We start from the raw sequence: 14,991 nt of genomic DNA on the forward strand, positions 1-14,991 counted from the left end.
GCTTAACCCCTCGCCTCGACGCTGTCGGCCAGGATCGCCAGCACCAGCTGCTGAAAATCCAGGCCGGCGGCGCGCGCGGCCATCGGTACCAGGCTGTGATCGGTCATGCCCGGTACGGTGTTGACTTCCAGCAGCCAGAACTGGCCGCTGGCATCCTGCATCACGTCGGCGCGCGCCCAGCCCTGAGTGCCCACGGCCTCGCAGGCACGCGCGGTCAGCTCTTTCAGTTCCGCCTCTTTCTCGGCCGAAAGGCCGCAGGGAATGCGGTACTGGGTGTCATCGGCCAGGTACTTGGCGTCGTAGTCGTAGAAGCTGTGCGGGGTGCCCAGGCCGATCGGCGGCAGCACCTGGCCGCGCAGCACGGCGATGGTGAATTCCGGACCGGCGATCCACTGCTCGACCAGCACCTGGCTGTCGTAGCGCGCGGCGTCCTGCCAGGCCGCGATCAGCGCCTCGACGCTGTCGACCTTGGCCATGCCGATACTGGACCCTTCATGGGCCGGCTTGACGATCAACGGGAAGCCCAGCGCGGCGGCGGCCGCCTCGCAGTCGGCCTTGGAGCTCAGCACCGCATGGCGCGGCGTCGGCAGGCCGAGGCTGTGCCAGACCTGCTTGGTACGCAGCTTGTCCATCGCCAGGGCGGAGGCGAGGATGCCGCTGCCGGTGTAGGGGATGCCGGCGCACTCGAGCAGGCCCTGCATGGAGCCGTCCTCGCCACCACGGCCGTGCAGCACGATAAAGGCGCGGTCGATCTTCTCGGCATTCAGGCGAGCCAGGAAGTCGTCGCCCACGTCGATGCCGAAGGCGTCCACCCCGGCGGCCTGCAGGGCGCCGAGCACGGCCTTGCCGGACTTCAGCGACACCTCGCGCTCGGCGCTCTTGCCGCCGAACAGCACGGCGACGCGGCCGAAAGCCTTGGGATCGAGGCTAGTGTGCAAACTCATTGCGACTCCCCCACGAACAGCGGGTGCTTGATCAGTTGCGGCGCCACCGCACCGATATCGCCGGCGCCCTGGCACAGCAGGATGTCGCCGGCACGCAGCAGCGGTTTGAGCAGCGGCGCCAGGTCGGTGCCGCGCTCGACGTAGATCGGGTCGAGCTGGCCGCGCTGGCGGATGCTGTGGCACAGCTGCCGGCTGTCGGCGCCGGGGATCGGCTCCTCGCCGGCCGGGTAGACCTCCACCAGCAGCAGCACGTTGGCTTCGCCGAGCACCTGGACGAAGTCGTCGTACAGGTCGCGGGTACGGCTGTAGCGGTGCGGCTGGTAGACCATCACCAGGCGGCGCTCCGGCCAGCCGCCGCGCACGGCCTTGATCACCGCGGCCACTTCGCGCGGGTGGTGGCCGTAGTCGTCCACCAGCATCACGCTGCCGCCGTCCACCGGCAGCTCGCCGTAGACCTGGAAGCGTCGACCGACGCCCTGGAAGCCCGACAGGCCGGCGACGATGGCGGCATCGTCGATGCCCTCGTCGGTGGCGATGGCGATGGTCGCCAGGGCATTGAGGACGTTGTGATTGCCGGGCATGTTGACCGACACGTCGAGCGGCGCGCAGTCCGGGCGCAGCACGGTGAAGTGGGTGCGCATGCCTTCCTGACGCACGTTGATCGCGCGCACGTCGGCGTCTTCGGCAAAGCCGTAGGTCACGGTCGGGCGGCCGACCTGCGGTAGCAGCTCGCGCACCACCGGATCGTCCACGCAGAGCACGGCCAGGCCGTAGAACGGCAGGTTGTGGAGGAACTCGATGAAGGTCTTCTTCAGCACATTGAAGTCGCCGCCATAGGTGCTCATATGGTCGGCGTCGATATTGGTGACCACCGAGACCATCGGCTGCAGGTGCAGGAAGCTGGCGTCGCTCTCGTCCGCCTCGGCGATCAGGAAACGGCTGGAGCCGAGCTGGGCATTGGTGCCGGCGGCGTTGAGGCGGCCGCCGATGACGAAGGTCGGGTCCAGGCCACCGGCGGCGAACACCGAGGCCAGCAGGCTGGTGGTGGTGGTCTTGCCGTGGGTGCCGGCCACCGCGATGCCGTGGCGGTAGCGCATCAGCTCGGCGAGCATCTCGGCGCGCGGCACCACCGGGATGCGCCGCTCCAGGGCCGTGGCGACTTCCGGGTTGCGGGCGTTGACGGCGCTGGACACCACCAGCACGTCGGCCTGTTCGGCGTTCTCCGCGGCATGGCCGATAAAGATCTTGGCGCCGAAGTTTTCCAGGCGCTCGGTCACCGCCGAGGCCTTGAGATCGGAGCCGGACACTTCGTAGCCCAGGTTCAGCAGCACCTCGGCGATGCCGCACATGCCGGCGCCGCCGATGCCGACGAAATGGATGCGGCGGATACGGCGCATGCGCCGCACTTCGGCCTTGACCGCGGCAGGCGACTTAGCCATGGGCCACCTCCTGGCAGATATCGACCACCGCGCGGGTGGCGTCGGGCTTGGCCAGGCGACGCGCGGTGGCGCCCATGGCGGTGAGTTTTTCCAGGTGCATCAGAACCTCGGTGAGCTGCGCGGCGAGCTTGGCCGCGTCAGTGGCGTGTTGCGGAAGAAGGACGGCCGCGCCCTCCTTCGCCAGGTATTCGGCGTTACGGCTCTGGTGGTCGTCGATGGCATGCGGCAAGGGCACGAGAAACGACGGCAGACCGGCGGCAGCCAGTTCGCTAACGGTCAGCGCACCGGCGCGGCAGATCACCAGATCGGCCCAGCCGTAGGCACGGGCCATGTCCTTGATAAAGGGCGCGACCTCGGCTTCGACCGCGGCATTGCGATAACGCTCCGCGGTGACCTCGGCGTGTTGCTTGCCGGCCTGGTGGAATACCTGCGGACGTATATCGGCAGGGATTTTCTCCAGCGCGGCCGGCAGCAATTTGTTCAGCGGTTCGGCGCCCAGGCTGCCGCCCAGCACCAGCAGGTGCGGCTTGCGCCCGGCCAGCGGTTCGCGCGGGGTCTCGAGGAACAGCTCCTCACGCACCGGGTTGCCGGTGGTACGGCGCTTGTCGGACGCGGCGAAGGTATTCGGGAAGGCCTCGCAGATACGCGCGGCGATGCGCGACAGCAGGCGGTTGGCGGTGCCGGCCACGGCGTTCTGCTCGTGGATCACCAGCGGCACGCCGGCCAGGCGCGCGGCCAGGCCGCCGGGGCCGGTGACGTAGCCGCCCATGCCGAGCACGCACACCGGCTGCAGCTGGCGCACGACGCGCCGCGCCTGCCACAGCGAGCGCAGCAGCTGGAACGGCGCCTTGAGCAAGGACAACTTGCCCTTGCCGCGCAGGCCGCTGACGTCGATCAGGTGCAGCGGCAGGCCGGCCTGCGGCACCAGCTCGTTCTCGATGCCACGCGGCGTGCCCAGCCAGTGCACGGCGTAGCCGCGTGCCTGGAACTCACGGGCGCAGGCCAGCGCCGGGAACACGTGGCCGCCGGTGCCGCCGGCCATGATCAGCACGTTACCGCGCATGGGCGACCTCCTGGTTCGGCTCGGCGAAATCCGCCTCGTCGAACTCGACGTCCTCGTTGCCCAGCACGTTGCGCCGCTCCCACTCGATTCGCAGCAGCAGCGCCAGGCTGACGCAGCAGATCACCAGCGAGCTGCCGCCATAGCTGAGGAACGGCAGGGTCAGGCCCTTGGTCGGCAGCAGCCCGGTGTTCACCCCGATATTGATCAGGAACTGGCCGATCCACAGGAACGACAGGCCATAGGCCACGTAGGCGGCGAAGAACTGCTTGGCCTTCTCCGCCCACAGGCCGATGTAAAGGCCGCGCACGCAGACGAAGACGAACAGCGCCAGGGTCGCCAGGGCGCCGATCAGGCCGAGCTCCTCGGCCAGCACCGAGAAGACGAAGTCGGTGTGGGCTTCCGGCAGGTAGAACTGCTTCTGGATGCTGTTGCCCAGGCCGACGCCGAACCATTCGCCACGGCCGAAGGCGATCAGCGCCTGGGTCAGCTGGTAGCCGGCGCCGTACTGGTCGGCCCAGGGGTCGGTGAAGGTGATCAGGCGCTGCAGGCGGTATTCCTGGGTCTGCACCAGGACGAACACCGCGCCGACCGCCAGGGCCACCATCAGGCCGAAACGCAGCAGGCCGACGCCGCCGAGGAACAGCATGGCCATGGCCGCGCCCATCATCACTACGGTGGCGCCGAAGTCCGGCTCCAGCAGCAGCAGGCCGGCCATCGGCAGCAGCACGACGAAGGGTTTGAAGAAACCGGCCCAGCTCTCGCGCACTTCTTCCTGACGGCGCACCAGGTAGCCGGCCAGATAGACCACCACGAACACCTTGGCGATTTCCGAGGGCTGCACGTTGAACGCGCCGAAGCCGATCCAGCGCCGCGCGCCATTGACCTCGCGGCCGATGCCCGGCACCAGCACCAGCACCAGCAGGGCGAAGGCGGCCAGCAGCAGCATCCAGCCGTAGCGTTGCCAGAAGCTCATGGGGATCAGCAGCACCACGCCAGCGGCGCCGAGGCCGATGATCAGGTAAATCAGGTGGCGAATCATGTGGTACAGCGGGTTGCCGGACAGCGCCGCGGCCACTTCCGAGGAGGCCGAGGTGATCATCACCAGGCCCAGGCCGAGCAGGCCCAGGCAGCCGGCCAGCAGCGGGAAGTCGAGGTCGAGGCCACGACGACTGAGCAGCGGCGACGGGTAGGGACGCAGGAAGGCCAGCATCAGACGAGCCCCTCCACGGCCTGGGCGAACAGCCGCCCGCGTTCTTCGAAGTTCTTGAACATGTCCAGGCTGGCGCAGGCCGGCGACAGCAGCACGGCATCGCCCGCCTCGGCCAGCTCGCTGCAACGCAGCACGGCTTCGTCGAGGGTTTTCACCCGAACCAGCGGCGCGGCGTCGCCCAGGGCCGCGGCGATCCGTTCGGCATCGCGGCCGAGCAGCACCACGGCGCGGCAGAAACGCGCCACCGGCGCCTTCAGTGCGGAGAAATCGGCGCCCTTGCCGTCGCCGCCGGCGATCAGCACCAGCTTGCCGGCGATATCGCCACCCAGGCCTTCGATGGCGGCCAGCGCAGCGCCGACGTTGGTGGCCTTGGAATCGTCGTAGTAGTTCACCCCGGCGCGCTCGCCGACCCACTGGCAGCGGTGCGGCAGCCCGGCGAACTGGCGCAGGGCGGCCAGCATGGCATCCATCGGCAGGCCGACGGCATGGCCAAGGGCCAGGGCGGCCAGGGCGTTGGACTGGTTGTGCGCGCCGCGGATCTTCAGCTCGCTCACCGGCAGCAACGCTTCGAAGCGAAACGCCAGGGACTTCTCGCCGTTTTCCTCGAGCAGACCGAAGCGCTTGAAGTCGGGCTTGCCCAGACCGAATTCCCAGCAGGTCACCTGGTCGGCGATCAGCGGACGCGACAGCGCGTCGTCGCGGTTGATCACCACCTGACGGGCACCACGGAAGATCCGATGCTTGGCCAGGTGATAGGCCGGCAGACCGCTGTAGCGATCCATATGGTCTTCGCTGACGTTCAGGCAGGTGGCCACTTCGGCATTGAGCTGATCGGTGGTCTCCAGCTGGAAGCTGGACAGCTCCAGCACGTACAGCTCGACATCGTCGGCCAACAGATCCAGCGCCGGGGTACCGAGGTTGCCACCCACGGCGACGCGCTTGCCCGCCGCAGCCGCCATCTCGCCGACCAGGGTGGTGACGGTACTCTTGGCGTTGGAGCCGGTTATGGCGACGATCGGCGCCTTGGCGTGGCGGGCAAACAGGTCGATATCACCAGACAGTTTGACCCCGCGTGCAGCCGCTGCGGCCAGCGCTGGAGTCGCCACAGCCAGGCCCGGGCTCACGTACAGTTCCGAGGCGCGGCAGAGGAAGTCCACGTCCAGCTCGCCGCAACGCACTTCCACCTCGGGGTAGTCGCGCTTGAGCGTCTCCAGCTCCGGCGGGTTCGCGCGCGTATCGGCCACGGCGAAGCGCACGCCCTGCTGCGCCAGGAAGCGCACCAGGGACATGCCGCTCTTGCCGAGGCCGACAACGATGCGGAACTGGTCGGAAGCGATCAATGACACGCTCTATTACCTCAGTTTCAGGGTGGCCAGGCCGATCAGCACGAGAATCACGGTGATGATCCAGAAACGGACGATCACGCGCGGCTCAGGCCAGCCCTTGAGTTCGAAATGGTGGTGGATCGGTGCCATGCGGAACACGCGCTTGCCGGTCAGCTTGAAGCTGGCGACCTGAATGATCACTGACAGGGTTTCCATGACGAACACCCCGCCCATGATGAACAGCACCACTTCCTGGCGCACGATCACGGCGATGGTGCCCAGCGCGGCGCCGAGGGCCAGCGCACCGACGTCGCCCATAAAGACCTGCGCCGGGTAGGTGTTGAACCAGAGAAAGCCCAGACCGGCGCCGACCAGCGCGGCGCAGAACACGATCAGTTCACCGGCGCCCGGCACGTACGGAATCAGCAGGTACTCGGCGAATTTGATGTTGCCCGACAGGTAGCAGAAGATCGCCAGCGCGCCAGCCACCATCACCGTGGGCAGAATGGCCAGGCCGTCGAGGCCGTCGGTGAGGTTCACCGCGTTGCTGGTGCCGACGATGACGAAATAGGTCAGGACGATGAAGCCGACGCCCAGGGGAATGGCGACGTCCTTCAGCAGCGGCAGGATCAGGGTGGTCTCCACCGGGCTCTGTGCGGTCATATAAAGGAAGATCGCCGCCGCCAGGCCGAATACCGACTGCCAGAAATACTTCCAGCGGCTCGGCAGGCCGCGCGAGTTCTTCTCGATCACCTTGCGGTAGTCATCGACCCAGCCGATAGCACCGAACAGCAGGGTCACCGCCAGCACCACCCATACGTAGCGGTTGGACAGGTCGGCCCAGAGCAGAGTGCTCACGGCGATGGCACTGAGAATCAGCGCGCCGCCCATGGTCGGCGTGCCCTTCTTCGACAGGTGCGACTGCGGGCCGTCGTGGCGCACGGCCTGGCCGATCTGGCGGATCTGCAGGGTGCGGATCATCCAGGGCCCGAGCCACAGCGACAGGGCCAGGGCGGTGAGCACGCCGAGGATGCCGCGCAGGGTCAGGTATTGAAAGACCGCGAAGCCCTTGTGGAACTGTTGCAGGTACTCCGCCAGCAGCAGCAGCATTTAGTGATTCTCCCCAGATACGCCACAGAGCGCCGCCACGACCTTGTCCATGGCAGCGCTGCGTGAACCCTTGATTAGTAGTGTGCTGCCGGCCTGCTCGGCGCGAAGCGCTGCGATCAGGCTGGCTTGATCGGCGAAATGGCGGCCTTGTGAGCCGAATTCCTCGACCGCAAAGCGCATCAGCGGCCCCACGGCATAGAGCGCATCGACCTTGCCGGCGGCATGACGGCCGACATCGCGGTGGCCCTGCTCGGCCCACTGGCCCAACTCGCCCATATCCCCGAGCACCAGGACGGTGCGGCCGGAGAAGGCGGCGAGTATATCCACCGCCGCGCACATCGACACCGGGTTGGCGTTGTAGCTGTCGTCGATCACCCGCACGCCATTGGCCGTCAACTGCGCTACGGCGCGGCCTTTGACCGGCTGCAGGCTTTCCAGGCCCTGAATCATGGCGACCAACGGCAGGCCCAGGGCATGGGCGGCGGCGCAGGCGGCCAGGGCGTTGGCGACGTTGTGCACGCCGAGCAGGTTGAGCTGGATGCGCGCGCGGCCAGCCGCACCCTGCAGGGTGAAGCCCTGGCAGCCGCGCTCGTCGCGGCTCAGCTCGCTGGCATGGAAGTCGGCGGCCTGATCGACCAGCGAGAAGCTCAGCACCCGGCGCCCGGCGGCCCGTTGCTGCCAGATGGCGAAAGCCTTGTCGTCCAGATTGAGCACGGCCACGCCGTCCTGCGGCAGGCCTTCGAGAATCTCGCCCTTGGCCTGGACAATCTTTTCCGGGCCGCCGAACTCGCCGACGTGAGCATTGCCGGCATTGGTGATGATCGCCACCTGCGGCCGGGTCAGGCTAACGGTGTAGGCGATCTCGCCGACATGGTTGGCGCCCAGCTCGATCACCCCGGCGCGGTGCTCCGGCGCCAGTTCGAGCAGGGTCAGCGGCGCGCCGAGGTCGTTGTTGAGGTTGCCGCGGGTGGCCAGCACTGCACCGTTCAGGCCGGCGCGCAGAATGGCGGCGAGCATCTCCTTGACGCTGGTCTTGCCGCTGGAACCGGTCACGGCCGCCAGCGGGCCGCTGAAGGCCTGGCGATTCAGCGCGCCGAGCTGGCCGAGGGCCAGGCGGCTATCGGCCACCAGCAGCTGCGGCAGCGGTGCATTGGCCACCTCACGCTCGACCAGCGCGGCGACCGCGCCCTTGGCGGCGACTTCGGCCAGGTAGTCATGGCCGTCGAAGCGCGGCCCGGTCAGCGCCACGAACAGCTGGCCAGGGGCGATGGTACGGCTGTCGGTGCCGACGGCGGAGAAGGCGACGTCGGTACCGATCAGGCGGGCGTTGAGAGGGCCGGCGACTTCGCCGAGCAGCCAGGGTTTAAGCATGGGCCGCCTCCCAGACCGCCAGGGCCTTGTTCGCCTCGATCAGATCGGAGAAGGGGTGACGCACGCCCATGATCTCCTGGTAATCCTCGTGACCCTTGCCGGCCAGCACCAGCACATCGGCGGCCTCGGCCTGCGCCACCAGGCGGGCGATGGCCTCGCCGCGCCCCGGGACGAACTGCACGGCATCCGGTGCTTTGAGGCCGGCGCGGATATCCTTGATGATCTGCGCGGGGTCTTCGCTGCGCGGATTGTCGTCGGTGACCCACACCGCATCGGCCAGACGCTCGGCCGCCGCGGCCATCAGCGGGCGCTTGCCGCGGTCGCGGTCGCCGCCGCAGCCGAACAGGCAGATCAGCCGCCCGCGCACGTGCGGGCGCATGGCCTCGAGCACCTTCTCCAGGGCGTCCGGGGTGTGCGCGTAATCCACCACCACCAGCGGCCGGTCGCCGCCGCCGAGGCGCTGCATGCGCCCGGCCGGCCCCTGCAGCTGCGGCAGCACCTGGAGAATCTCGTCGAGACCGTAGTCCATGCCCAGCAGCGCGCCGACCACCGCCAGCAGGTTGCTGAGGTTGAAGCAGCCGAGCAGGTTGCTGCGCAGCATGCCTTCGCCACGCGGGGTGACCAGGCGCGCACGTACGCCATGATCATCGAACTGCGCTTCGCTGCAATAAACGAAGGCGCCGGCGTCGCTCAGGCTGTAGCCGATCAGGCGCGAATCATGCGCCTGCTGCGCCAGCTCCTGACCGAAGGCGTCATCCAGATTGATCACCCGGCAACGCAGGTTCGGCCAGGCGAACAGCTTGGCCTTGGCCGCACCGTAGGCCTGCATGTCGCCGTGGTAATCGAGGTGGTCGCGCGACAGGTTGGTGAACACCGCGACGTCGAACTCCAGCGCCGCCACTCGGCCCTGATCCAAGCCGTGGGACGACACTTCCATGGCCACCGCGCGGGCGCCGGCCTGCTTGAGGCCGGCCAGGGTGGCCTGCACCCCGACCGGGTCGGGCGTGGTGTGCTTGCCCTGTTCCAGCGCGCCGTGGAAACCGTTGCCCAGGGTACCGACTATGCCGCAACGCTGGCCGAGCAGGTCCAGCGCCTGGGCCAGCAGCTGGCTGACGCTGGTCTTGCCGTTGGTGCCGGTGATGCCGACCAGGTGCAGGCCGCGGCTCGGCTCGCCATAGAAGCGCCCGGCGATGGCCGACAGCTGGCCGGCCAGCCCCTTGACCGGCACCAGCACCGCAGTTTCGGCGTGCATGGGGGCAGCCCCTTCGGCCTCGTAGGCCACCGCGGCGGCGCCGCGGGCGACGGCGTCGGCGATATGCACGCGGCCATCCTGCTGGGTGCCGGGCACGGCGAGGAACAGGTCGCCCGGGCGCACCTTGCGGCTGTCCAGGGTCAGTTCGCGAATCAGCACGGCGCTCTCGGCGGCCGGCAGCAATTGATTGAGTGGCATGGGCATCAGTTGCGCCCTCCCTGGGTCATGGCGGCTACCTTCTGCTCCGGCGGCGGCAGGTTGTCCGGCGCGATATTCATCAGGCGCAGCGAACCGGCCATCACCCGGCTGAATACCGGCGCGGAGATCAGGCCGCCGTAATAGGCGCCCTTGCCGGGCTCGTCGACCACCACCACCATGGCGATGCGCGGGTTCTGCGCCGGGGCGAAGCCGGCGAACAGCGAACGGTAGGAGTTGGCCTGGTAGCCCTTGGTACCGACGCTGGTCTTGCGCGCCGTACCGCTCTTGCCGGCCACGTGGTAGCCCGGCACCTGGGCGCGCACGGCGCCGCGCGGGGACTCGATGACCTGTTGCAACATGCCCTGCAGGGTCTTGGCCACCTCGGGCGGCACCACCTGCATCGAGCCCGGCGTGCTGTCCACGCGGATCATCGACAGCGGCACCATGCCGCCGCCGTTACCCAGCGCGGCGTAGGCGTGGGCCAGCTGCACCGCGGTCACCGACAGGCCGTAGCCGTAGGACAGCGTGGCGGTCTCGGCCTGGCGCCACTGGCGGTGGTTGGGCAGATTGCCGACCCGCTCGCCGGGAAAGCCCAGACCGGTGTCGCGACCGAAGCCCAGCTTGCTGAACACTTCGTAGAGCTGCTCGCCGCCGACGTCGAAGGCGATCTTGCTCATGCCGACGTTACTGGAATTGATCAGGATGCCAGGCAAATCCAGCGCCGGGCCCTGGGTGCGGGACACGTCGCGGATGTTGTAACGGCCGATCTGCAGCGTGCCGTTACCCACCTGGACGATATCGCTGGGCTTCCAGCGTCCGGTCTCCAGGGCGGCGGCCATCGACAGCGGCTTGATGGTCGAGCCGGGCTCGAACACGTCGATCATGGCGCGGTTGCGCATCGCCGCCGGGGTCAGGTTGCGCCGGTTGTTGGGGTTGTAGGTGGGGTGATTGACCATGGCCAGCACTTCGCCGGTCTTGACGTCGACCATCACCAGGCTGCCGGCCTTGGCGTCGTGTTCCAGCAGCGCGTTGCGCAGCTCGCGATGGGCCAGGTACTGCAGACGCAGGTCGATGGACAACGCCAAGGCCTTGCCAGCCTTGGCGTTCTGCGCGACCTGGACGTCCTTGATCAGCTTGCCGCGGCGGTCCTTGAGCACCTGGCGCTTGCCCGGCACGCCGGCCAGCCATTCTTCATAGGCCAGCTCCATGCCTTCGCGACCACGGTCGTCGATATCGGTGAAGCCGACCACATGGGCCGCCACTTCGCCGGCCGGGTAGAAGCGGCGGAATTCCTCGATGGCGTAGACGCCCGGCACCTTGAGGTCGAGCACGCTCTGGCCCTTCTCCGGGGTCAGGCCGCGCACCAGGTACATGAACTCGCGCTCCTTGTTCTGCTGCAAGCGTTCGGCGAAGGCCTTGGGCTCCTGGCCCAGGGCGGCGGCCAGCGCCGGCCAGCGCTCGCGCCCGGCCTGCAGTTCCTTGCCATTGGCCCACAGGGTGGTGACCGGGGTGCTCACCGCCAGTGGCTCGCCGTTGCGGTCGGTGATCAGGCCGCGGTGCGCCGGAATCGGGATGTGCCGCACGCTGCGCGCATCGCCATGGGCCTTGAGGAAATCGTGGTCGAGCACCTGCAGATCGAGCATGCGCCAGGCGATGGCGCCGACCATCAGCGCCAGCAGGGCCAGCACCAGGCGGAAGCGCCAGGGGTAGAGCGCGCCTTCGAGGCCGATCATGGCTGCACCATGCGCACTTCGGCGGGGTCGGGAATGCGCATCTGCAGCCGCTCGCTGGCCAGCGCCTCGATGCGGTTGTGCGCGGTCCAGGTGCTTTGTTCGAGAATCAGTCGGCCCCACTCGGCCTGCGCCTTGTCGCGCACGCTGAGCTCACCGTACAACTCGTTGAGCAGCTGGCGGTTCCAGTGCGCGCTGTAGGACACCGCCAGGGCCGACAGCAGCACCGCGATGAACAGCACCAGCATCAGCAGGCTGCCGCTGGGCATGGTCTTGCCGAGACGCAGGTTCACCGCAGTTTCTCCGCGATGCGCATCACCGCGCTGCGCGAGCGCGGGTTGGCCTTGAGCTCGGCTTCGCCGGCGAAGACCGGCTTGCCGATCAGTTTCAGGCGCGGCTCGAAGGCCTTGGGGATGATCGGCAGATCGCGCGGCAGCTTGTCCGCCTCGCCCTTGGCCTGGCGCCTCATGAACTGCTTGACGATGCGGTCTTCCAGCGAGTGGAAGCTGATCACCACCAGGCGACCGCCGACTTCCAGCGCTTCCAGCGCCGCGTCGAGGCCGCGCTCGAGGTCGCCCAGTTCGTTGTTGATATAGATACGAATGCCCTGGAAGGCGCGGGTCGCCGGGTTCTTGCCCTTCTCCCAGGCCGGGTTGGCCACGGTCAGCACCTGCGCCAGGTCGGCGGTGCGGGTAAAGGGCTGCTGCTCGCGGCGCTGCACCACGGCACGCGCCATGCGCTTGGCGAAACGCTCTTCGCCGTAGTCCTTGAGCACGCGGGCGATCTCGTCTTCGGCGGCCGTGGCGATCCAGTCCGCCGCGCTGACGCCCACTGCGGGGTTCATGCGCATATCCAGCGGGCCGTCGTTGAGGAAGCTGAAGCCGCGCTCGGGATCGTCCAGCTGCGGCGACGACACGCCGAGGTCCAGCAGGATGCCGGCGACCTTGCCGACCAGGCCGCGGACAGCGACTTCCTCGCCGAGTTCCGCAAAACTGCGCTGCACAACGACAAAGCGGCCGTCTTCGGCCGCCAATGCTTCCCCGGTGGCTATCGCCAGGGGGTCCTTGTCGAACCCCAGGAGCCGCCCGTCTGGGCCGAGCTTCTGCAAGATCAGCCGACTGTGTCCGCCGCGACCGAAGGTGCCGTCCAAGTAGCAGCCGCCGGCGCGCACGGCGAGCCCCTCGACGGCCTCGTCGAGCAGCACGGTGATATGGCGCAAGGTGCTATCGGTCATGGTCACAGGATCAGATCACGCAAGTCGTCGGAAAGGGCGCCGGGCTGCTTGATGGCAGCCAGATCGGCTTCGGCTACGGCATTCCAGGTATCTTCGTCCCAGAGTTGAAACTTGTTGAGCTGGCCGACGAGCATCGCCCGCTTGTCCAGCTTGGCGTACTCGCGCAAGCGCGGCGGCACCAGGAAACGGCCGCTGGCATCCAGCTCGAGGTCGACGGCGTTGCCGATCAGCAGGCGCTGCAGGCGGCGGTTCTCTTCACGGAAGGAGGCCAGTTCGCGCAGCTTGTTCTCGATCAGCTCCCATTCGGCCAGCGGGTAGACACAGAGGCAGGGGTCGACGGCATCGATGGTGACGATGAGCTGGCCGGCACAACGCGAAACGAGCTCGTCGCGATACCGACTCGGCATCGCGAGGCGCCCTTTGGCGTCGAGACTGATGGCGTTAGCTCCGCGAAACACGGCTGCGCTTCCCCTGTAATTAGCTTTCCATGCCCAAAAAAACCCACTTCATGCCACTTCTCACCACTTGCGCACACTATAGGAATGCGTACGCCCCACCGTCAAGGCGCGCCAGAAGGGAAAAATCCTTACAGGACGGAGATTTAGCGAACGAAAGCGAGGAAAAAAGCGATGCTGGAAGGGGTAGTCGAGAGACAAAAACCAGCTATTCCAGAGAGCTGAAATTCGAACTTAAAGTAATTTGTTAAGAGTAAGATTTTTTCGGTATTAGAAAGGCGGGAAGTAAAAGCGCAAATCGAGGGGAAAAAGAGGTGGAGAGTCGATCTGTAAGCCGGGTTCTGTCGAGGACAGTCATTCCTCTACGACGTACATCACTGCACGCCTTTAGCAACCTACCCGGTTCCAGCGCGGGCCACGCCAATGGAACCCTATTTGGTCTTGCTCCGAGTGGGGTTTACCTAGCCACGGACTGTTGCCAGCCGTGCGGTGCGCTCTTACCGCACCTTTTCACCCTTACCGGCGCCGAAGCGCTTAGGCGGTTATTTTCTGTGGCACTTTCCGTAGGCTCGCGCCTCCCAGGGGTTACCTGGCACTCCGCCCTATGGAGCCCGGACTTTCCTCCCCCTTCTTGCGAAGGCAGCGACTGTCCGATCAACTCTCCGCCGGCAAGGGTAACAAAGCCGCAAGCGGCAAGCCACAAGCTGCAAGAAAAAGCAGCCTGCCCCTTGCAGGAGCGAGCTCATCCCTGGCGCGTCAGCGCCACCTGGTAGAGCAGGTTCTTGCGCACCCCGGTGATCTCGGCGGCCAACGCCGCCGCGCGCTTGAGCGGCATTTCCGCCAGCAGCAGGTCGAGTACCCGCAGCGCCTCGGCGCTGACCGCCTCCTCGCCTTCCGGCGCCTGCCAGCCGGCTACCAGCACCACGCACTCGCCGCGCTGCTGATTGCTGTCGCCGGCCACCCAGGCGCACAGTTCGGCCAGCGGCAGGCCCTTGAGGGTCTCGAAGGTCTTGGTCAGCTCGCGGGCCAGCAGCGCCGGACGCTCGTCGCCGAACACCGCACGCATGTCCTCCAGGCACTCGAGAATCCGGTGCGGCGCCTCGTAGAAGATCAGCGTGCGCGGCTCCTCGCGCACCTGCTCCAGGCGCGCGCGCCGCCCCACGGCCTTGGCCGGCAGAAAACCCTCGAAGATGAAGCGATCCGACGGCAGGCCGGCGGCCGACAGCGCGGCGATCAGCGCACAGGCCCCCGGCACCGGCACCACGGCGAAGCCGGCGGCTCGCGCCTGGCGCACCAGGTGGTAGCCGGGATCGGAGATCAGCGGCGTGCCCGCATCGGAGATCAGCGCCACATCCTCGCCGGCCTCCAGCTTGGCGAGAAAGCGCCCGCCCTGGTCGCGCTCGTTGTGCTCATGGCAGGCCGCCAGCGGCGTTTCGATGCCGAAATGCTGCAGCAGGCGCATCGAGTGACGGGTGTCTTCGGCGGCGATCAACGCCACGTCGCGCAGAACCCGCAGGGCGCGGGCACTGATGTCGTCCAGGTTGCCGATCGGCGTGGCGACCACGTAGAGGGTGCCGGGCTGAGCACTGGCAACGGCGGAATGACTCACTGGAAACACCTCGTTAATTGAAAGAGCGCTCATTCTAGCCGCTTCCACCCC

13 protein-coding genes and 1 other RNA gene are annotated in these 14,991 nt (G+C 67.5%); all 14 read right to left on the bottom strand.

Going from position 1 to position 14,991, the window contains the following annotated elements:
* Nucleotides 1-2: 2 nt before the first annotated feature.
* Nucleotides 3-944, bottom strand: a complete 942-nt coding sequence (locus AC1G9C_RS20165) for a D-alanine--D-alanine ligase (protein ID WP_480408610.1) — start codon at nt 942-944, stop codon at nt 3-5.
* Nucleotides 941-2,383 (bottom strand): UDP-N-acetylmuramate--L-alanine ligase, encoded by a 1,443-nt coding sequence (gene murC, locus AC1G9C_RS20170; protein WP_021442022.1) that lies wholly within the window; start codon nt 2,381-2,383, stop codon nt 941-943. The genes AC1G9C_RS20165 and murC overlap by 4 nt, the downstream gene beginning before the upstream one ends.
* Entirely contained in the window at nt 2,376-3,446 is a 1,071-nt protein-coding gene (gene murG / locus AC1G9C_RS20175; protein ID WP_480408611.1) for an undecaprenyldiphospho-muramoylpentapeptide beta-N-acetylglucosaminyltransferase, read from the bottom strand. Before murG ends, murC begins: the two co-directional genes overlap by 8 nt.
* Nucleotides 3,436-4,656, bottom strand: coding sequence for a putative lipid II flippase FtsW (ftsW, locus tag AC1G9C_RS20180; protein WP_480408612.1), 1,221 nt, complete (start codon nt 4,654-4,656; stop codon nt 3,436-3,438). Before ftsW ends, murG begins: the two co-directional genes overlap by 11 nt.
* Complete coding sequence (gene murD, locus AC1G9C_RS20185) at nt 4,656-6,002, bottom strand: UDP-N-acetylmuramoyl-L-alanine--D-glutamate ligase (protein WP_122108219.1); 1,347 nt, start codon at nt 6,000-6,002, stop codon at nt 4,656-4,658. Before murD ends, ftsW begins: the two co-directional genes overlap by 1 nt.
* 6 nt (nt 6,003-6,008) lie before the next feature.
* Nucleotides 6,009-7,091 (bottom strand): phospho-N-acetylmuramoyl-pentapeptide-transferase, encoded by a 1,083-nt coding sequence (mraY, locus tag AC1G9C_RS20190; protein WP_021443818.1) that lies wholly within the window; start codon nt 7,089-7,091, stop codon nt 6,009-6,011.
* Nucleotides 7,092-8,462 carry a UDP-N-acetylmuramoyl-tripeptide--D-alanyl-D-alanine ligase gene (locus tag AC1G9C_RS20195; RefSeq protein ID WP_480408613.1) on the bottom strand — a complete coding sequence of 457 codons (1,371 nt, stop codon included), beginning with the start codon at nt 8,460-8,462 and terminating at the stop codon, nt 7,092-7,094.
* On the bottom strand, nt 8,455-9,918 hold the full coding sequence (locus AC1G9C_RS20200; RefSeq protein ID WP_480408614.1) for a UDP-N-acetylmuramoyl-L-alanyl-D-glutamate--2,6-diaminopimelate ligase: 1,464 nt from the start codon (nt 9,916-9,918) through the stop codon (nt 8,455-8,457). Before AC1G9C_RS20200 ends, AC1G9C_RS20195 begins: the two co-directional genes overlap by 8 nt.
* Nucleotides 9,918-11,645: a peptidoglycan D,D-transpeptidase FtsI family protein gene (locus AC1G9C_RS20205; protein ID WP_021443737.1), complete on the bottom strand. Its 1,728-nt coding sequence runs from the start codon at nt 11,643-11,645 to the stop codon at nt 9,918-9,920. Before AC1G9C_RS20205 ends, AC1G9C_RS20200 begins: the two co-directional genes overlap by 1 nt.
* The gene (gene ftsL / locus AC1G9C_RS20210) at nt 11,642-11,911 is read right to left on the bottom strand and encodes a cell division protein FtsL (protein ID WP_031303043.1); all 270 of its coding nucleotides are present in this window, start codon (nt 11,909-11,911) and stop codon (nt 11,642-11,644) included. Before ftsL ends, AC1G9C_RS20205 begins: the two co-directional genes overlap by 4 nt.
* 20 nt (nt 11,912-11,931) lie before the next feature.
* Nucleotides 11,932-12,876 carry a 16S rRNA (cytosine(1402)-N(4))-methyltransferase RsmH gene (gene rsmH / locus AC1G9C_RS20215; RefSeq protein WP_480408615.1) on the bottom strand — a complete coding sequence of 315 codons (945 nt, stop codon included), beginning with the start codon at nt 12,874-12,876 and terminating at the stop codon, nt 11,932-11,934.
* Between the two features lie 2 nt (nt 12,877-12,878).
* Entirely contained in the window at nt 12,879-13,334 is a 456-nt protein-coding gene (gene mraZ, locus AC1G9C_RS20220; RefSeq protein WP_031303041.1) for a division/cell wall cluster transcriptional repressor MraZ, read from the bottom strand.
* A gap of 311 nt (nt 13,335-13,645) precedes the next feature.
* Nucleotides 13,646-13,993: RNase P RNA component class A (rnpB, locus tag AC1G9C_RS20225), an RNA gene on the bottom strand.
* Nucleotides 13,994-14,073: 80 nt separating this feature from the next.
* Entirely contained in the window at nt 14,074-14,973 is a 900-nt protein-coding gene (rsmI, locus tag AC1G9C_RS20230; protein ID WP_480408616.1) for a 16S rRNA (cytidine(1402)-2'-O)-methyltransferase, read from the bottom strand.
* Between the last annotated feature and the right edge of the window lie 18 nt (nt 14,974-14,991).

This window comes from Pseudomonas sp. ABa2, from assembly GCF_056676075.1.